The 17,989-nt window shown below is 60.1% G+C and carries 16 protein-coding genes; 10 read left to right on the forward strand and 6 right to left on the reverse strand.

Going from position 1 to position 17,989, the window contains the following annotated elements; genetic code table 11:
- Window positions 1-69: 69 nt before the first annotated feature.
- Window positions 70-834, forward strand: a complete 765-nt coding sequence (locus ACSOSP_RS15320) for an enoyl-CoA hydratase (protein ID WP_455307966.1) — start codon at window positions 70-72, stop codon at window positions 832-834.
- A 51-nt stretch (window positions 835-885) separates the two neighbouring features.
- On the opposite strand, the gene fdhD is transcribed toward ACSOSP_RS15320, so the two are convergent.
- Complete coding sequence (fdhD, locus tag ACSOSP_RS15325) at window positions 886-1,734, reverse strand: formate dehydrogenase accessory sulfurtransferase FdhD (protein WP_455307968.1); 849 nt, start codon at window positions 1,732-1,734, stop codon at window positions 886-888.
- A gap of 194 nt (window positions 1,735-1,928) precedes the next feature.
- On the opposite strand from fdhD, the gene ACSOSP_RS15330 reads away from it, so the two are divergent.
- A complete protein-coding gene (locus ACSOSP_RS15330; RefSeq protein WP_455307970.1) occupies window positions 1,929-2,405 on the forward strand; it encodes a nitrate reductase associated protein in 477 nt (158 codons plus the stop codon).
- A 355-nt stretch (window positions 2,406-2,760) separates the two neighbouring features.
- Window positions 2,761-5,952 carry a sensor domain-containing protein gene (locus ACSOSP_RS15335; protein ID WP_455307972.1) on the forward strand — a complete coding sequence of 1,064 codons (3,192 nt, stop codon included), beginning with the start codon at window positions 2,761-2,763 and terminating at the stop codon, window positions 5,950-5,952.
- Here ACSOSP_RS15335 and ACSOSP_RS15340 read toward each other — a convergent pair.
- Window positions 5,898-6,308 (reverse strand): acyl-CoA thioesterase, encoded by a 411-nt coding sequence (locus ACSOSP_RS15340; protein ID WP_455307974.1) that lies wholly within the window; start codon window positions 6,306-6,308, stop codon window positions 5,898-5,900. The genes ACSOSP_RS15335 and ACSOSP_RS15340 overlap by 55 nt on opposite strands.
- 282 nt (window positions 6,309-6,590) lie before the next feature.
- On the opposite strand from ACSOSP_RS15340, the gene ACSOSP_RS15345 reads away from it, so the two are divergent.
- The gene (locus ACSOSP_RS15345; protein ID WP_455307976.1) at window positions 6,591-8,486 is read left to right on the forward strand and encodes an ABCB family ABC transporter ATP-binding protein/permease; all 1,896 of its coding nucleotides are present in this window, start codon (window positions 6,591-6,593) and stop codon (window positions 8,484-8,486) included.
- Window positions 8,487-8,496: 10 nt separating this feature from the next.
- Here the strand turns inward: ACSOSP_RS15345 and ACSOSP_RS15350 are convergent, their stop codons facing one another.
- The 3 genes from ACSOSP_RS15350 to ACSOSP_RS15360 form a co-directional block, all read right to left on the reverse strand.
- On the reverse strand, window positions 8,497-8,988 hold the full coding sequence (locus ACSOSP_RS15350) for a type II toxin-antitoxin system VapC family toxin (RefSeq protein ID WP_455307978.1): 492 nt from the start codon (window positions 8,986-8,988) through the stop codon (window positions 8,497-8,499).
- The gene (locus ACSOSP_RS15355) at window positions 8,985-9,722 is read right to left on the reverse strand and encodes a hypothetical protein (protein ID WP_455307980.1); all 738 of its coding nucleotides are present in this window, start codon (window positions 9,720-9,722) and stop codon (window positions 8,985-8,987) included. The genes ACSOSP_RS15350 and ACSOSP_RS15355 overlap by 4 nt, the downstream gene beginning before the upstream one ends.
- A 189-nt stretch (window positions 9,723-9,911) precedes the next feature.
- Window positions 9,912-11,303, reverse strand: a complete 1,392-nt coding sequence (locus tag ACSOSP_RS15360; protein ID WP_455307982.1) for an MFS transporter — start codon at window positions 11,301-11,303, stop codon at window positions 9,912-9,914.
- 384 nt (window positions 11,304-11,687) lie between these two features.
- Here ACSOSP_RS15360 and ACSOSP_RS15365 point away from each other — a divergent pair, with 384 nt between their 5' ends.
- The 6 genes from ACSOSP_RS15365 to ACSOSP_RS15390 all read left to right on the forward strand — a co-directional run bounded on the left by ACSOSP_RS15365 (window position 11,688) and on the right by ACSOSP_RS15390 (window position 17,474).
- Window positions 11,688-12,656 carry a LysR family transcriptional regulator gene (locus tag ACSOSP_RS15365; protein ID WP_455307984.1) on the forward strand — a complete coding sequence of 323 codons (969 nt, stop codon included), beginning with the start codon at window positions 11,688-11,690 and terminating at the stop codon, window positions 12,654-12,656.
- Between the two features lie 109 nt (window positions 12,657-12,765).
- Window positions 12,766-14,088 (forward strand): Glu/Leu/Phe/Val family dehydrogenase, encoded by a 1,323-nt coding sequence (locus ACSOSP_RS15370; RefSeq protein ID WP_455307986.1) that lies wholly within the window; start codon window positions 12,766-12,768, stop codon window positions 14,086-14,088.
- Window positions 14,089-14,371: 283 nt separating this feature from the next.
- Complete coding sequence (locus ACSOSP_RS15375) at window positions 14,372-15,265, forward strand: glutamate/aspartate ABC transporter substrate-binding protein (protein WP_455307988.1); 894 nt, start codon at window positions 14,372-14,374, stop codon at window positions 15,263-15,265.
- Between the two features lie 69 nt (window positions 15,266-15,334).
- Window positions 15,335-16,075 carry an amino acid ABC transporter permease gene (locus tag ACSOSP_RS15380; RefSeq protein ID WP_455307990.1) on the forward strand — a complete coding sequence of 247 codons (741 nt, stop codon included), beginning with the start codon at window positions 15,335-15,337 and terminating at the stop codon, window positions 16,073-16,075.
- A complete protein-coding gene (gene gltK / locus ACSOSP_RS15385; RefSeq protein WP_455307992.1) occupies window positions 16,075-16,752 on the forward strand; it encodes a glutamate/aspartate ABC transporter permease GltK in 678 nt (225 codons plus the stop codon). Before ACSOSP_RS15380 ends, gltK begins: the two co-directional genes overlap by 1 nt.
- Window positions 16,749-17,474, forward strand: coding sequence for an amino acid ABC transporter ATP-binding protein (locus ACSOSP_RS15390; RefSeq protein WP_031357531.1), 726 nt, complete (start codon window positions 16,749-16,751; stop codon window positions 17,472-17,474). Before gltK ends, ACSOSP_RS15390 begins: the two co-directional genes overlap by 4 nt.
- Before the next feature lie 102 nt (window positions 17,475-17,576).
- Here ACSOSP_RS15390 and ACSOSP_RS15395 read toward each other — a convergent pair whose 3' ends face one another.
- Window positions 17,577-17,930: a YegP family protein gene (locus tag ACSOSP_RS15395; RefSeq protein WP_455307994.1), complete on the reverse strand. Its 354-nt coding sequence runs from the start codon at window positions 17,928-17,930 to the stop codon at window positions 17,577-17,579.
- Window positions 17,931-17,989 lie beyond the last annotated feature (59 nt).

Raw genomic sequence — 17,989 nt, forward strand, 5'->3', positions numbered from 1 at the left:
ATAAAACGTAAAACGACGGTTCGCGCGCCATCCGGTCCGCGAACCGTTTCTTCATTCAGGAGATCGAGAATGGACATCATCACCGAACACGTCGATGGCGTGCTTTGCATCACCATCAACCGTCCGGCCCGCAAGAACGCGCTGACGGCCGCGATGTACCAGGACATGGCCGACGCGTTCTTCGACGCCGAAAACGATCCGGCCGTGCGTGTGGTGCTGATTCGCGCGGTGGGCGATACGTTCAGCGCGGGCAATGATCTCGAGGACTTCATGAAGGCGCCGCCCGCGAACCAGGACGCGCCCGTGTTCCAGTTCCTGCGTCGCATCAGCACTGCGCAGAAACCGGTGGTGGCGGTGGTGACGGGCGGGGCCGTAGGGATCGGCACGACGATGCTGCTCCATTGCGACCTGGTCTACGCCGCGTCCACGGCGAAATTTGCGCTGCCGTTCGTGCAGCTCGGGTTGTGTCCGGAGGCGGCGTCGAGCTTGCTGCTGCCGCGCATTGCGGGTTATCAGCGGGCGGCGGAGAAGCTGCTGCTGGGCGAACCGTTCGATGCGAACGAAGCCGCGAATATGGGTATCGTGAACCGGGTTTTATCGACGGAAGAAGTGGGCGATTTCGCTTTGAAACAGGCGAAGAAACTCGCGGCGTTGCCGCCGGCATCGCTGAAGGCGACCAAGGGGTTGATGAAGGGCGCTCAGGCGACCGAGGTCAGCGCGCAGATGGCGGCGGAGGCGGAACACTTCGCCCACATGCTGACCGCGCCCGAAGCGAAGGAGGCGTTCACGGCGTTCTTCGAGAAGCGCAAGCCGGACTTCAGCCGGTTTAATTGAGGATCGGCGCGGGGCTTGTGGTCTGCTCCCGTGGACGGTGAAGCGCTTCGCTCAACGCGCCGCGCCGTCCATCCGCCCATACTCCACAAACCCATTCTCCCGTGCAAAACTCACCAGCCGCAGTCCGGCTTTTTCCGCGATGGAAATCGCCAGCGACGTAGGCGCGGAAATGGTGACGAGCATCGGCACGCCGACCCGCGCCGACTTGCGCACGAGTTCATAGCTTGCCCGGCTCGAAAGGAAGACGAAACCTTGCGTGGTATCCACGCGTTGCAGCACCAGATGCCCGATCAGTTTATCGAGCGCGTTATGGCGTCCCACGTCTTCGAACGCGTATTTGACCGCGCCGCTTTCGTCGCACCACGCAGCCGCGTGCAATCCCCCGGTCAGCTTCGATAACTGCTGATGCGCGGGCAATTCATGCGCGGCATGAGCAATGGCGTCATCCGCAAGCCGGCCGAGGAAGCCCGTATCGGGCACGCGCTCGGGTTGCAGATCCAGCAAGTCGATACTCTCTATCCCGCACACGCCGCAGCCGGTGCGCCCGGCCAGCGCCCGGCGCTTCTGCTTAAGCGCCACAAACGCCTGCTGCACCACCTGCAGATGCACCTCAGCGTGCGGCTGGGTATCGCCGGCGGGGGTATCGTGGAAAAATACCTCGATGTCGTGAATGTCGCTGCCGCGCTCGACAATGCCTTCCGTCAGCGAAAAGCCCACCGCAAACGCCTCCAGGTCGCGCGGCGTGCACATCATGACCGCGTGCGAAATGCCGTTGTACACGAGCGCGACCGGCCATTCCTGGCCGACGTCATCGGCGGCGTCGCGGATTTCGCCTAGCCTGTGGCGCCGCACTGGACGCTGTACGTAGCCGGGTTGATCATCGATGTCTGTGTCATTCATTGCATGGCTCACTTGCTGATTGCTTTCGATGTCGCGTTTTTGCCGCGTTCCAATAGCATCGAGGAGATGAATTCGGGCATAACGCTTGCTGCTTTATGGGGCAGCAGACACACTACAAGACGTTCAAGGCCCTACGATAACCTACCGCGGCATCACTCGCTTTCCTTGTCCATCACGCCTACGAGGCACTTGCCATGGCACTTTACGACGCTCCGCGCCTGTTCGGATTCGAACGGGAGTCGACGGAGAATCTGAGCTTCATTCCGCTCGTCGTGCGCTTTAACCTGGACCGCTTCGGCCAGATCATTTCGCTCGATCAGTGGAGAAGACTGCCGCACAGCGACCGCGAACTGCTCGCGCGCTTTCCAGTTGAAAACGACGCCGCGATCGAACCTAATTTCGACCGCGCGCTCGCCGAGATGCTTCGAACCCACGCCGACGCGGCGCCGGAGACATTCGCACCCGATACCGATCCAATCTGGGCGCACACCGACGTCGTGCCGGAAACCGTGATTCGCCAGAGCAGTTTGTGCGGGATCAGCTCGCCGAGTCTGGGCCGATGGTCGGAGCTTTCACCGTTCCAGCGTTATGCCCTGGCGAAGTTGTCGCGCAAGGCCGACGTCAACCACGACTTTGTTCCGGCGATGCGGGAGTTCGGTCTGGCCGATTAAGTCTGACTTGCGCCCTTCCGCGGGGCGGCTGGCGGGCACGGACGCAGGCAAGGGCGGGTGTCTGCGTGCACAACCCGGGCGGGAGCGAACCCGCGCTGGGTGGAAACCGTTAAGCGAGCTCAAATTCGCCGCCGGGAAACCGCAGTGCGCCAGTCGCACCCGCCCGATGCTGCGGCTTGCAGCAGACCGCTGCATGCCCTGCTTGCCCACGCACGAGCCCCCTCAAGGCGTCTTTTAAGCGCCTACCCTAAATTCCCCCGATCGCCTGCCGATAACTAGCTATCGATACACGAAAATCGATGCGAAGACGCTCGCCCAGTCTTCCCAGCCCCCGTCCCGGACGGCGATCGAACCCATGAACTCATTTTTTTCCCGCCGCCTGCTGGTGAACCTGGCTGTCGTATTGATCGCCATGGGGGCGAACGCGTTCGTCGCGTACCAGCAAATCGACCGTCAAGGCGATGCCGACGCGCGCACGCGGCGCTCTCTCAGCCTGATGCGCGACCTCGACGCGTATCGCAGCGCTCTGGGCGAAATCCTCCCGGAAATCAGCTGGTACGAGGCAAGCGGCATCCTTACGCCGCCCAAGGTTCGCGAGGCGCGTGCTGCGCATATCGACGCGCTGGAAAGCGGCCTGAGGGCTCAGTTCGATTACGAACCCGACATGAAAGGCGCGTTCTACCTGCTCGGCGAAAGCGCACGGATTGCGAAGCGCGACGCTCAATCTGCGTTCGAACGCGCCGACGCGGACGCACCGGGCGCGTCCCGTGACTGGACCCGGCACGCAGTTCGTCGACTCGCGGAAGACCAGCAATCTCTCGATATCGAACTGGCAGTGCTGCGCGCGAGGGAAGCCGATTCGCTCGGGGCCGCGCTCAATGAGTCCGCACTGGCGTCCAGCCGCGCTGTCATCCTGCTGATCCTCACGATGCTCGCCGGCGGCGGCGCACTGATCTACACCTTCGCGCGCCATGAGAAGTCCGCGCGCGACAAGCTGCGCATTGCGCGGGCAATGCAGCGCAGCAACGAGCGTTTCCGCGATCTGTTCGATGCGCATCCGGTACCCATGTGGATTGTCGATGCCAGGACGTATCGCTTCGTTGCGGTGAATCCGGCGGCGCTTACGCATTACGGCTACAACGAACTTGAATTCCTGTCGATGAGCGTAGGCGACCTGCACGCCGACAACGACTTCAACCTGTTTGCCACACTGCTCGCGCGCCACACGGGCAAGCAGCCGCGCCAGACGGGCGCGCAACAGCCGGCAGGCGTCTGGCGCCACAAGCGTCGCGACGGGGCGCTTGTGAGCGCTGACATCTCATCGCACGCGCTGACCTACTCGGGGCATCCTGGCATTTTCATGCTCGCCAACGATGTCACCGACCGCATCAATGCCGAGACCGAGGCGCGGCGCTCCAAGCAGATGCTGGAATCGCTTATCGACAATATTCCGCAGCGGATCTTCTGGAAGGACCGCGACTCGCGTTATCTGGGCTGCAATTCCGCCTTTGCCCGCGATGCCGGTCTCGCGAGTAAAGAAGAGGTGGTCGGCATGACCGATGCCGAGTTGCCCTGGTGGCGCACAGCCGTGCAACTTCGTGAGGATGACTGCCGGGTCATGGCGACTGGCGAGCCGCTGATGAACCTGGAGTGCGACGTCGAGCGCGATGATGGAGTGCGCGCGTCGATCACCAGCAAGATGCCGTTACTCGACGGGGCGGGGCGCATTATCGGCGTGCTGGGTTCGTACGATGACACGACCGAGCGCAAGCGCGCCGAACTGGCGCTGCGCCTGCAAAGCCGTGCGCTCGATGCGTGCGTGAACGCCGTGCTGATCACCGGCACGAGCGCCACGGGCAACGTGATCGAATACGCGAATCCCGCCTTCAAACGCATTACGGGTTATGACCCGGCCGATATCGTGGGCCGTGATTGCCGTTTCCTTCAGCGCGATGACCTCGACCAGGAAGGGCTCCAGACAATCCGTACGGGTCTCGCGGCGAACCGTGAAGCGAGCGCGGTGCTGCGCAATTATCGTAAGGATGGCGTGCTGTTCTGGAATCAACTGTTCATCGCGCCGGTGCCGGATGCGCAGGGCCGCACGACGCATCACGTCGGCGTGATCAACGATGTCACCGAAGTCGTCCGCTATCAGGAGCAGCTCGAATATCAGGCGAACTACGATACGCTGACGCGGCTGCCCAACCGCAACCTGCTGCGCAACCGGCTACAACACGCGATCGATCGGGCACGCGAAGAGGGCACTACGCTGGCCGTGGTTTTCGTCGATCTCGATGGCTTCAAGAACGTCAACGACAGCCTGGGCCATAGCGTCGGCGACCGCTTGCTCGCGGTGGTCGCCGAGCGGCTGGCGCGTTGCGGGCGCAGCGGCGATACGGTCGCGCGCCACGGCGGCGACGAGTTCGTGATCGTGCTCCCGGACCTGGCGGGTGAAAGCGCGCTGATTGCCTGGATGGAGCGCGTGCGGACCGCCATTTCGGACCCGGTATGGCTCGATGGCACGGAAATGTACGTGGGCTGCAGCATGGGCGCGAGCCTGTTCCCGCAGGACGGCGACGACGCCGAAACCGTGCTCAAGAAAGCCGATATCGCCATGTATCGCGCGAAGGACATGGGACGCAACACGTACCAGTTCTATCAGCCGGAAATGAATGCGAGCGTGGGCGCGCGGATGGACGTCGAGCGGCGTTTGCGGCGGGCGTTACGCGACAGGGAATTTCTGCTGCACTACCAGCCGCAAGTGGATCTGACGACGGGCGAGATCGTCGGCATGGAAGCGCTCGTGCGCTGGATGGACCCGGAGTTCGGACTGGTCTCGCCGGGCGCATTTATTCCGGTGGCCGAAGAATGCGGGCTGATTGGGCCATTGTCCGAATGGGTGCTGCGCGAGGCATGCCGGCAAAACAAGGCGTGGCAGGATGAGGGATTGCCGCCGGCGCGGATGTCGGTGAATCTGTCGGCGCGGCAATTCCAGCAGCGCGATATCCGGGTACTGGTGACGTCCGTGCTGGCGGAAACGGGGCTTGCGCCGCATCACCTGGAAATCGAGCTCACCGAGAGCGCGATCATGCGCAACGGGGAAGACACCGTCACCACGTTGACGGAGCTGGCGGCGCTCGGCATCAGCATTGCCATCGACGATTTCGGGACCGGGTATTCAAGCCTGAGTTATCTCAAGCGCTTTCCGGTGGACCGGTTGAAGATCGATCGCTCGTTCGTGGCGGATATCGGCGTATCGGGAGGCAATGAAACGATTACTTCAGCGATTATCGCGCTCGCTCACTCGCTCGAGTTGCAGGTGATTGCGGAGGGTGTTGAGACGGCGGCGCAACTCGACTTCCTCGTGGCCCGCAATTGCGACGAGATGCAGGGTTTTTTCTTCTCGCCGCCGCTGCCGGCCGGCGAGATTCCCGCGCTATTGCTGAACAGCCGGACCAGCCGGCGGCTCGGTGTGCGCCCAGGTCCGTCCGATCAGTCCAGCGCGGGCAATGCGCGCGGACGGCGGTCGCTGTCGGTGGCAACGTAGGTCAGCGTCGCTTCCGTCACCTTCACCACGTCTTGCGCCAGGCTCATGCGCTGGGCATAGACCTCGACAGAAACCGTCACCGACGTATTCCCCGTTTTCACAATGTCGGTATAAAAGCTCAGCAAATCGCCGACAAACACCGGCTGCTTGAACACGAACGAATTCACGGAGATGGTCGCCACGCGCCCATTCGCGCGCCGGCTGGCCGGGATCGATCCGGCGATGTCCACCTGCGCCATGATCCAGCCGCCGAAGACATCGCCGTGGACGTTGGCATCGGACGGTTGGGGCATCACGCGCAGCGCGACCGGCTTGTTCGGGAGTTGCAGGGAATCGGTCACGAGCTTGAGTTCCATGAAAGAGTGACGGGATGCCGGGCGGTCAGCGCGCCGTGGCGCCTTCTGCGACAATGCATGATTAAACGATGTTGCCTAACGCCCGAACGAGTCTGGTTTATTCGAACTCGTTTCAGCGTGTTTTTACGGCGTTTGGCTAATTGCTGCTCACGCGCAGCCCACGCCGGGAACATCGAATTGTACGGGAAAGCCCGCATTTTGAGATGGGCGCCCGCCCCGCGATACCTCGCTCGTCCGACGCCGTTTGTTCATGCGACGCGGACCTCTGCAGATCCCGAATCCATGCGCCGCAACTCTCCTTCCGAACCGGTTCCTGTCGCGAAAGGCCCGCGCAACGACTGGCAGACCATTCTCTCGCTGCTGCCGTACCTGGCCACGTACAAATGGCGTGTCGCGTTTGCGCTGACCTGCCTGATCGGCGCGAAAGTCGCGAATCTGGGTGTGCCGATCGTGATGAAAAAGGTCATCGACAGCCTCAGTTCCATCCAGCATCTGACCGCGCTCGGACGCGCGCAGGATTCAGCGGCGATCATCCTGGTGAGCGGCGTGGGCCTGCTGGTTGTGGCGTATGCGGTCGTGCGCCTGTCCACTTCGCTATTCACCGAATTGCGCGAAATGCTGTTTGCGAAGGTCACGGAAAGCGCCGTGCGGCAACTCGCGCTGAAAGTGTTCCGGCATTTGCATTCGCTGTCGCTGCGGTTTCATCTCGACCGGCAGACTGGCGGAATGTCGCGGGACATTGAACGCGGCACGCGCGGCATTCAGCAACTCGTTTCGTATTCGCTTTACAGCATCCTGCCGACGCTCGTGGAAGTCGGCCTCGTGCTCGGATTTTTTGTCGCGAAATACGAAGCGTATTACGCGATCGTCACGTTGATTGCGCTGGTGACGTACATCGTGTTCACGATCAAGCTCACCGAATGGCGTACGCACTTCCGGCGCACGATGAACGAACTCGATTCGAAGGCGAATTCGCGTGCCATCGATTCATTGCTGAACTACGAAACCGTAAAATATTTCGGCAACGAAGAGTGGGAAGCGCAGCGTTACGATGAAAACCTCAGGCGCTATCGCACGGCGGCAATTCGTTCGCAGCGTTCGCTTTCGGTGCTTAACTTCGGGCAGCAATTCATCATTGGCACGGGGCTCGTGTTCATCCTCTGGCGCGCGACGCGGGGCGTTATTGCTGGGCATCTGACGCTCGGCGATCTCGTGCTGATCAACACGTTCATGCTGCAGTTGTATATCCCGCTGAATTTCCTGGGCGTGGTGTATCGCGAGCTTAAGCAAAGTCTCACCGATATGGACCGCATGTTCACCCTGCTTGGCGCCGGGCGCGAAGTGCCGGATGTGCCGAACGCGCCGCCGCTCGCCGTGAAGGGTGCAGAGGTCCGGTTCCAGAACGTGAGTTTTTCGTATGAACGCGCGCGGCCGATCCTGCATGGCGTTGATTTCACGATTCCGGCCGGGACGACGACGGCGGTGGTCGGTCATAGTGGTTCGGGCAAATCGACGCTCGGCCGTTTGCTGTTCCGTTTCTATGATCTCGATCGTGAGCAAGGCGGGCAGATTCTGCTGGATGGCCAGGATATCCGCGACGTCGCGCAGGATTCGTTGCGCGCGGCGATTGGTATCGTGCCGCAGGATACGGTGCTGTTCAACGATTCGATCTACTACAACATTGCGTACGGCCGGCCATCGGCTTCACGCGATGAAGTGCTCGCGGCGGCGCGCGCAGCGCATATTCATGAGTTCATCGAAAGTTTGCCGGCGGGGTATGAGACGCCGGTGGGTGAGCGCGGCTTGAAGTTGTCGGGCGGCGAGAAACAGCGTGTGGCGATTGCGCGGACGCTGCTGAAGAATCCGCCTCTCCTCATCTTCGATGAAGCCACGTCCGCGCTCGATTCGAAATCGGAACGCGCTATCCAGCACGAGCTTGACCTGATCGCGCAGGAACGCACGACGCTGATCATTGCGCATCGGTTGTCGACGGTGGTTCACGCGCAGCAGATTATTGTGATGGATCACGGGCGGATTGTGGAGCGCGGCACGCATGCTGAACTGGTGCGCGCCGGGGGATTGTTTGCACAGATGTGGGCGCTGCAGCAGCAGAAGGCAGCAGAGCCGGAAGAGGGTGGGGGTGATGCGGTGGAAGTGGGGGAGTCGGCGCGGGCTTAGGGGCGCTGGCTTACCCCGGTTGAAGATCCAGGTCGTTCTGCTTAGGTTTGAGCGGAATATCGCCGGTCCGGCAGACGGGTATGCCAAGACGGCCTGCTTCGACAATCAGCCCTTCGTCTTCGCTATAGATCAAAGTGGCTGAATGGACTTTCGAGATCGCAAGGATCTGCCGGTCGATCTTGATCTTCTGCCACGAGTCTCGCGATGCCCCCTTCTTCGATCCCTTCGCCCGTGTGATCTGGTCGAACAACGCGAGTTCGGTTGCTGCCATTTCGTCGAACGGAAGAATCCGAATCGCGCTGCGTTTCTTCAGTAGACCGATCAAGGTGGCCGTTGCCAAGTCCGTGCCGCACAGATATTCCGCCCACGCGGGAGCCGGCACGCCGATCACCGTTTTGGCGGCCGTCAGATCCTGAATGAGGCCGGCGATACGTTCAGATAAATCAGCCGCTTGCTGAGGTGCCGACAACGAGATCAGCACGTTTGCGTCGAATACGATCATTCACGCCCTCTCAGGCGCTTCCACGCTTCAATGGGATTCTCCAGCTCACCCCAGCCGTTTTGCTCGACGCTTCGCAACTCGAACAAGACCTGATCGAGCGGGGCGCTGTCGATAACTTCGTAAGACTGAATAGAGAGCGCTTCAAGCAGCCATTCGCCGTTGCCCGTTCGGCTCCACCTGCCGTTGCCCGCTACACGCAGCACGCCATTCATGTAATGGCGCGACAGTTCCTTCGCTTGTGCGACGCCCCGGATTTCCCCGTTGATGATCTTGCCTTCCACGCTTCGAAGCGTGACAGGGATGGTTTCGTCACGGCCGCCGATCTTGATCAGTACGCCGTCTACGGTAGTTGGCTGATGGATCGTGATGGTGTCTGTAGCGGGTTGCGTCCTGCCCGGGAATTCGAGGATGTTCGTGTCTTTACCGCGAGTGATCGAGCCGATCGCGTTATCGGCGCGAAGCAGTTTGTCGATCGCGCGATATGCTTTCACTGCGTCCGGGTCCGGCTGTGTTGACGTCACGTTCCCGAGACGATGCAGCACGGCCGGTACAGCGATCGCATCCACCGAGACCTGCACGATCGCACTTCCCCGAATCAACTTGTCGAAATGAACGAGGTCGTCACTGCCGTACAGGCTTACGAGCTGCGCAAGGTATTGCACGAGCCGCGCCATAGGCAGCGTCTCGGGCGTGTAACTGTCGACCTTGAAGTTGAGCTTTTGCCGCGCGTCCATTTCATGCTCCGGCTGTGGGTCTTGCAAGGGTTCGCCGGAAAGCGGCGGACCAAAATGAAAGACTATCAGCAGGAGCGTCTTGGAATCACCGCAGCGACATTTTGTGACAAGTAAGCCACGCGCAATGTTCCTGACAAAAAGCGCCGATACCTTCGGGCATCGACGCTTTCTGTCTTAAGCCCCGCGACCTTACTCCGTCGCGTGAACCATCGCCGTTGCGCTGCCAGCCCCAAGCGCTACCACTCCCGGCGCGGCCCAGCTTAGCCATTGTGTACGCAGTGCCAGCAGGAAGCCAAAAGCAAACACGGCCAATACGCCGAACGTCGCAAAACCCATCTGATAGCTGCCGGTACTTTCCTTAGCTATCCCCATGATTACCGGCAGATAAAACCCGCCAATCCCGCCCGCCGCACCGACAATCCCCGACAACAACCCTGTCTTGCCCTTCCATCGCTGCGGCACGAGCTGGAATGTCGAACCGTTGCCCAGCCCAAAACACAGGTACAGGCAAACCAGCAGTGCGATACCTCCCGCCACCGGCGGCATCCAGATGGCAAACGCGAAGTCGGCAATAGCAATCACCGCCAGCAACACGAGCAACGCGCGTACGCCGGTCACGCGATCGGCGAGATAACCACCGAAGGGCCGCACGATCGCGCCGAGGAACGCCAGCATCGCCATGAAGAGACCGGCTTCGATCTTGGGCATCTGATAGAGATTGGTCAGCAGCAACGTCACATACGACGACATCCCGACGAACCCGCCGAACGTGATGCTGTAGATCAGCATCACGACCCAGGTATCGCGTTCAGCGAGCACCGCCCTATAGTGTTTCGGCAGCACGGCAATTGCGAGCAGCGCACCAAGCACCGGCAGCAGCAAGACGCCCGTACGCCCGCCGCCGAACACACCGCCATGCACCGCGAGCACCATCACGATCAGCCCGACGAGCGTGATCGCGAAACTCGCCATTGCGCGCGACGTGCTGCCGGTCTTCTGGCCGCCATCGGATGCCCACATGAACAGCGCGATCGCTGTGATCGCGAGCAAGGGCAATGCAGCGGCAGTGGCGAGTTTCCAGCCGAAGGCATCGGCGAGATGGGGGAACAGGAAGCCGTCCAGCACCGCGCCGATGTTGCCCGCCGCAGCGAGTCCGAGCACAAGCCCCTGCACCTTCGGAGGATAGTTGCTGCCGGCCATCGGCAAAGCGACGGCAAAGCTCGCGCCGCCCATGCCTAGGAACACGCCAAGCACCAGCAGTAGCGAATACGACGGCGTGCCGGACAACAGCGGCAGGACAATGGTCGGGACGGACGAAAGCACGACGCCCATCAATGCAACGCGGCGGCCATCGGTGGATTGGTACAGGTTGCCCAGTGTCACGCGCAGGATCGCGGCTGCCAGAACGGGCACCGCGACGAGAAAGCCCTGTTGCGCGGCGGTCATCGTGATGTCTTTGCTGATGAACGGAGCAAGCGGCCCGTACAGCACCCAAACGGTGAAACCGGTATCGAAATACAGGAAGCAGGCAACCAGCGAGCGCCAGTTGCCGCTCCTTAAAGAGGTCAGCAGGTTTTTCATCGAATCCTCGGCGTGGGGCGGCTTTGGCGAGGCGTCGATGAACGGGTCTCAACCCGGGTCGACGCTCGGCCGACCGCAATTTGCAAGTAACATGCCAATGCAATTCATCTTTAGTTCCGGTAGCCGCAGACCGAATCTCAACGCGGCTTCGCGCCGGATGAAGCGCCGCAGACGCTGGCGGTCGGTCAGCTCAGGCTCGATCGGCCGCAACACCTTACGCACTGCTATCGCTGCAACGCAGCACCGCGCGTGTGCGAGCCGCGTGAGAATGGTGCGCGGCGCCTCGCGCTGTTAATTGATGTGGTCGACATGAAGCCGCTGCGAGCGCAACGGTAAAATATGGACGCGTTCAGGGAGCATCCCCAACCAGGCCGAAGGAGCCGCATGGAACTGAAATGGCTCGAAGATTTCGTCTCGCTTGCGGAGACTCGCAGTTTCAGCCGTTCGGCCGAACTGCGGCATATCACTCAGCCGGCCTTTTCGCGGCGGATCCAGGCGCTCGAAGCGTGGCTGGGGACGGATCTCATCGATCGCTCCGTCTACCCAACGCGCCTCACGCAAGCCGGTCAGGTCTTCTACGAGCAGGCGCTCGCGATGCTTTCGCAATTCCACGAAGCCCGCACGCTATTGCGAGGGCAGACGGGTGTGCCTAATGCGACCATCGACTTCGCGGTTCCGCACACGCTCTCACTGACCTATTTCCCGCGCTGGTTACACCATATAGAAGCGCGGCTTGGGCGCATCAACACGCGTTTGCGCGCGCTGAACGTACACGATGCGGTGCTGTCGCTGGTGGAAGGCGGCTGCGACCTGGTGATGGGTTATCACCATCCGAGCCATCCGATGGCGCTTGATCCCGCCCGCTACGACATGCTGACGCTCGGCACCGAACCCATCAGCCCGTTCTCATCGGTGAACAAGGGCGGCCGTGCGCGCTACACGTTGCCCGCTACCGCCGATGCCCCCGCGCCGTATCTCTCGTACACGCCTAACGCTTATCTTGGCCGCATGACGGAGGTGATCATCGCGACATCGCCGGCACGTCTTTATCTCGACAAGGTCTATGAAACCGACATGGCCGAAGGACTCAAGGCGATGGCGCTGGCCGGTCATGGCGTGGCTTTCCTGCCGCACAGCGCAGTGGCCAACGAGGTCGAGGAAGGCCGCTTGATCCGCCTCGACCGGGGAACCCTCGGCACACCGGCGGGTCAGTTCACGCTCACGATGGAAATTCGTTTGTATCGCGACAAGATGGCATCGAAGGGCGACGATCCGCGGCAAGCCCTGATGCGTAATCTTTGGGAAGCAGTGGGCGAAGAAGTATCGAAGCCCGTGGAAACGCCAGCCATATAAGCCTCTAAGACGTTATGCAAGAAAAACATAACGCAATGATGAAACGGCATTGGATTTCAATATCCGAATTTTCGACAATGGCCCCATTCCACACAACGCTGGGGTTTCGATGTCATCGCCGCAACAAGACCGCACCGCTTCTGCTGTTCCCGCTGTTCAGCACGTCATTCCTTCCTATCTCGATTCCACTCATCTCGGCCCTTGGGGCAACTATCTCCAGCAGGTCGATCGTGTCGCGCCGTATCTCGGCTCGCTGTCGCGCTGGGTTGAAACCCTCAAGCGCCCGAAGCGCATCCTGATCGTCGATTGCCCTATCGAACTCGATAACGGCACGGTCACGCACTTCGAAGGCTATCGGGTGCAGCACAACATGTCGCGTGGTCCGGGCAAGGGCGGCGTGCGGTATCACCAGGACGTTACGCTTTCCGAAGTGATGGCGCTGTCGGCGTGGATGTCGGTGAAGAATGCGGCCGTGAACGTGCCGTACGGCGGCGCAAAGGGCGGTATTCGTGTCGATCCGCGCACGTTGTCGCGCGGTGAGCTCGAGCGTCTGACACGTCGTTATACGAGCGAAATCGGCATCATCATCGGACCGAACCAGGACATCCCCGCGCCCGACGTCAACACGAACGAGCAGATCATGGCGTGGATGATGGACACGTACTCCATGAACCAGGGGCAGACGGCAACGGGTGTTGTGACCGGCAAGCCGATCTCGCTGGGCGGTTCGCTCGGACGTAAGGAAGCAACGGGCCGAGGCGTGTTTGTCGTGGGCTCGGAAGCGGCACGCCGGATTGGTTTCGATATCGAAGGCGCACGCATCGCCGTGCAGGGTTTCGGTAACGTCGGCGGGATCGCGGCACGGCTGTTCCAGGAAGCCGGTGCGAGAGTGGTGGCGGTGCAGGATCACACCGGTTCGCTGTACAAATCGTCGGGTATCGATTCCGTCGCGTTGCTCGAACACGTGGCGAAGCATGGTGGCGTGGGTGGCTTCGAAGGTGCAGACCCGGTATCGAAGGACGAGTTCTGGACCATCGAAAGCGATATCCTGATTCCGGCCGCACTCGAAGGCCAGATCACGGAAGAAAACGCGCCGAAGATCAAGACGAAGATCGTGGTGGAAGGCGCCAACGGCCCGACCACAACGGCAGCCGACGACATCCTCCACGACAAGGGTATTCTCGTGATTCCCGACGTGGTCGCGAATGCGGGCGGCGTGACGGTGTCGTACTTCGAATGGGTGCAGGACTTCTCGAGCTTCTTCTGGACTGAAGACGAAATCAACCAGCGACTCGAACGCGTGATGCGCGAAGCGTTCGCGGCCGTGTGGCAAGTGGCGAGCGAGCATTCGGTATCGGTGCGCACGGCGGCGTTTATTGTCGCGTGTACGCGGATCCTGCAAGCACGTGAAATGCGTGGCCTGTATCCGTGATTTTGGATATCAAAAACGTTTGCGAGCGCATGTCTGCATGAAGCGCCGCTAACGCAAAAAGCATCAAAACGCCCGCCGGCGTCCTTTGGGACATCGACGGGCTTTTCGCGTATAAAAGACAAGAAAATTAGGGCAGAACCGAGGTCATTTGAAAGCGCGGAAACCCTGCACAGCCTTACATTAGAGCGGGTGTCTCAAAAATAACAACTGTGGACAACATTCATTCTTTCAAATTTATTACCCTGCTAAAATTGCGCCGTTTTCGCCAAGGAGATCACAGATTATGAAGATTAAAAAAGCCGCGCTGCTGCTCGCCGCGCTGGGTCTATTCGCATCGGGCGCGCAAGCGCAAAACAACGATACGCTCAAGAAGATCAAGGATTCAGGGAACATCTACCTGGGTTTTCGCGAGTCGTCGATTCCGTTCTCGTATTACGACGACAAGCAACAGGTCATTGGCTATTCGTATGAGTTTGCTTTGAAGGTGGTTGACGCCGTCAAGGCAAAGCTCAACATGCCGAATCTGAAGATTCAACAGAAGTCGGTGACGTCACAAAACCGCCTTTTGCTCGTGACGGGTAACCAGATCGATCTCGAGTGCGGTTCGACCACGAACAACCTGGAGCGTCAGCAACAAGTCGCGTTCTCCAACACCATCTTCGTGATCAGCACGCGCCTGATGACCAAGAAGGATTCGGGGGTCAAGGACTTCGACGACCTGAAGGGCAAGACCGTTGTGACGACCGCTGGAACGACGTCCGAGCGCCTGCTTCGCAAGATGAACCAGGACAAGAACATGGGCATGAACATCATCAGCGCAAAGGATCACGGCGATTCGTTTTTGACGTTGTCGACGGGACGCGCCGTTGCGTTCATGATGGACGACGCGTTGCTGGCCGGCGAACGCGCGAAGTCGAGCAATCCGGGCGATTTCGTGATTGTCGGCACGCCGCAATCGCGTGAAGCGTATGGCTGCATGCTGCGCAAGAACGATCCGGAGTTCAAGAAGGTAGTCGATGACGCCATCGCCAAGGTCGAAACTTCAGGCGAAGGCGACAAGATCTACAAGAAGTGGTTTGAAAGTCCGATTCCGCCGAAGGGTCTGAATCTGGCCTTCCCGGAAAGCGATGACATGAAGGCGCTTTTCAAGAACCCGAACGACAAGGCAATCGACTAATCTCGGTTCTGCTTGATTGATGGAAACGGAAGGAGCGCTGCTTCTTCCGTTTTCTTTTGGAGGGAGTCCATGTCCTACCACTGGAATTGGGGCGTTTTCCTAAGCCCTGTCTCGACCGGCGAGCCGACAACCTATCTGGGCTGGCTGATTTCCGGCTTCTGGGTGACGGTTACCGTGTCGCTCGCGTCATGGATCGTGGCGCTCGTGGTCGGCTCGTTGTTCGGCATTCTTCGCACCGTGCCGAACCGCAAGCTGGCCACCATCGGCACGGTGTATGTCGCCATCTTTCGTAATATCCCTTTGCTTGTGCAGTTCTTCATCTGGTATCTCGTGATACCGGAATTGCTGCCCGCTTCCGTTGGCAACTGGTTCAAGCAGCTGCCGCCGAACGCGCAGTTCTATTCGTCATCCATCATCTGCCTCGGGTTGTTCACCGGAGCACGCGTGTGCGAGCAAGTGCGCTCGGGCATTGCGGCCTTGCCGCGCGGACAGCGCGCCGCCGGTCTCGCCATGGGCTTCACCGAGTGGCAGACGTATCGCTACATCCTGATGCCGGTTGCGTACCGCATCATCGTGCCGCCGCTCACGTCGGAATTTTTGAACGTGTTCAAAAACTCGGCGGTGGCATCGACCATCGGGCTGCTCGAATTGTCGGCGCAGGCACGCCAACTGGTGGATTACACCGCGCAGTCGTATGAGTCGTTCATTGCCGTGACACTTGCCTACATGCTGATCAACCTGATCGTGATGCAACTGATGAAAGTGGTCGAAGCCAAGACCCGGTTGCCCGGCTACATTGGAGGCAAGTGATGCATCATTTCAATTGGAGCAGTGTGCTGAGTTCGCTGCCTACGTTGTGGACCGGCGCCATCATCACCTTCAAGATCACGCTGCTCGCGCTCGTGTTCGGAATCTTGTGGGGCACCGTGCTCGCGCTGTTGCGCCTCTCAGGCATCAAGCCGCTCGAATGGTTCGCGAAGGGGTACGTCACGCTGTTTCGTTCGATCCCGCTCGTGATGGTGCTGCTGTGGTTCTTTTTGATCGTGCCGCAATTCCTGCAAAATGTGCTGGGGTTATCGGCGGAAGTCGATATCCGCCTGGCGTCCGCCATGGTCGCGTTCTCGCTGTTTGAGGCCGCGTATTATTCGGAAATCATCCGCGCCGGCATTCAGGCGGTGTCGCGCGGGCAGGTGAACGCGGCGTTCGCGCTGGGCATGACCTACACGCAGGCAATGAAGCTGATCATCCTGCCGCAGGCGTTCCGGGCAATGGTGCCGCTGCTGCTTACGCAGGCTATCGTGTTGTTCCAGGATACGTCGCTGGTGTATGTGATCAGCCTCGCGGACTTTTTCCGCACGGCAACGAACGTGGGCGATCGCGACGGCACGACCGTCGAAATGGTGCTGTTCGCCGGCGCCTGTTATTTCGTGGTGTGCCTGGTCGCATCCGGTCTCGTCAAAAGTCTTCAGAAAAAGGTCGCTCGATGATCTCACTCAAGAATGTTTCGAAATGGTATGGCCCGTTTCAAGTGCTCACCGATTGCACGACGGAAGTCAAAAAGGGCGAAGTAGTCGTGGTGTGCGGTCCTTCGGGCTCGGGCAAGTCGACGCTGATTAAAACCGTGAACGGACTCGAGCCGTTCCAGAAGGGCGAGATCACGATCAACGGGCAATCGCTTGGCGACAAGAAAACCAACTTGTCGAAGCTGCGCGCGAAAGTCGGCATGGTGTTCCAGCACTTCGAACTGTTTCCGCATCTGACGATCGTGCAGAACCTGACGCTGGCGCAGATCAAGGTGCTGGGACGCTCGAAGGATGAAGCAACGGCGAAGGGGTTGAAGCTGCTGGAGCGCGTAGGCTTGAGCACTCACGCCGATAAATTCCCCGGCCAGCTTTCCGGCGGGCAGCAGCAGCGGGTGGCGATTGCGCGGGCGTTATCGATGGATCCAATCGCCATGCTCTTCGATGAACCCACGTCCGCGCTCGACCCGGAAATGATTAACGAAGTGCTCGACGTGATGGTCGAACTCGCGCAGGAAGGCATGACCATGATGTGCGTGACGCACGAAATGGGCTTTGCGAAGAAGGTCGCGCATCGCGTGATCTTCATGGACAAGGGCTTGATCGTGGAAGACGACAAGAAGGACGCGTTCTTTGAAAACCCGAAGTCGGATCGCGCGAAGGACTTCCTGGCGAAGATCCTGCATTGATGGTCTGATGCAAGCTGCTTTTATTAGCGTCGAGCAGCTTTGAACGAAAATATGGCCGTTCCGGCGTGAGCTGGAACGGCCATATTTTTTGGTGATTCAGCGTTAGTGGCTGGTCGACGTGGTTTTCGTGTTGTCCTGCGTCACGGCATCGGGCGCATTTTTCTTTAGCGACTCGATCCCGGCATCCCTGGCCGCCGCGCTGCTATAAGCCTCGCTCACGCCGATGATCTCGTGATTCCCAGCCTTCAGGTTGAAATAGGGCGCGCCGCTTTTATCCGTCTTGCGCTCGTAGCGGTCGTCGATCAACGCATTCGCCTTGACTGACGCAATGCCATGTTCCGCCGATGCTCGCGTCACATACGTCTCGCTCTTGAGGATCGGTTCGCCGTTGGCTGCCCGCAGGTTGAAATAGAACTGGCCGTTGCGAGCACGGTCGACGACGAATTTTCCTGACATTGCATAAGCTCCCTGGAAGGTGGAACAAGCGTGAGTTCAGGTGATCCTTCAGCAGCGAA

The organism is Caballeronia sp. KNU42 (genome assembly GCF_053760385.1).

Coding starts and splice junctions, on each gene's coding strand:
- ACSOSP_RS15320 (WP_455307966.1), top strand. CDS start 70: ATGGACATCATCACCGAACACGTCGATGGCGTGCTTTGCATCACCATC.
- fdhD (WP_455307968.1), bottom strand. CDS start 1,734: ATGAATGACACAGACATCGATGATCAACCCGGCTACGTACAGCGTCCA.
- ACSOSP_RS15330 (WP_455307970.1), top strand. CDS start 1,929: ATGGCACTTTACGACGCTCCGCGCCTGTTCGGATTCGAACGGGAGTCG.
- ACSOSP_RS15335 (WP_455307972.1), top strand. CDS start 2,761: ATGAACTCATTTTTTTCCCGCCGCCTGCTGGTGAACCTGGCTGTCGTA.
- ACSOSP_RS15340 (WP_455307974.1), bottom strand. CDS start 6,308: ATGGAACTCAAGCTCGTGACCGATTCCCTGCAACTCCCGAACAAGCCG.
- ACSOSP_RS15345 (WP_455307976.1), top strand. CDS start 6,591: ATGCGCCGCAACTCTCCTTCCGAACCGGTTCCTGTCGCGAAAGGCCCG.
- ACSOSP_RS15350 (WP_455307978.1), bottom strand. CDS start 8,988: ATGATCGTATTCGACGCAAACGTGCTGATCTCGTTGTCGGCACCTCAG.
- ACSOSP_RS15355 (WP_455307980.1), bottom strand. CDS start 9,722: ATGGACGCGCGGCAAAAGCTCAACTTCAAGGTCGACAGTTACACGCCC.
- ACSOSP_RS15360 (WP_455307982.1), bottom strand. CDS start 11,303: ATGAAAAACCTGCTGACCTCTTTAAGGAGCGGCAACTGGCGCTCGCTG.
- ACSOSP_RS15365 (WP_455307984.1), top strand. CDS start 11,688: ATGGAACTGAAATGGCTCGAAGATTTCGTCTCGCTTGCGGAGACTCGC.
- ACSOSP_RS15370 (WP_455307986.1), top strand. CDS start 12,766: ATGTCATCGCCGCAACAAGACCGCACCGCTTCTGCTGTTCCCGCTGTT.
- ACSOSP_RS15375 (WP_455307988.1), top strand. CDS start 14,372: ATGAAGATTAAAAAAGCCGCGCTGCTGCTCGCCGCGCTGGGTCTATTC.
- ACSOSP_RS15380 (WP_455307990.1), top strand. CDS start 15,335: ATGTCCTACCACTGGAATTGGGGCGTTTTCCTAAGCCCTGTCTCGACC.
- gltK (WP_455307992.1), top strand. CDS start 16,075: ATGCATCATTTCAATTGGAGCAGTGTGCTGAGTTCGCTGCCTACGTTG.
- ACSOSP_RS15390 (WP_031357531.1), top strand. CDS start 16,749: ATGATCTCACTCAAGAATGTTTCGAAATGGTATGGCCCGTTTCAAGTG.
- ACSOSP_RS15395 (WP_455307994.1), bottom strand. CDS start 17,930: ATGTCAGGAAAATTCGTCGTCGACCGTGCTCGCAACGGCCAGTTCTAT.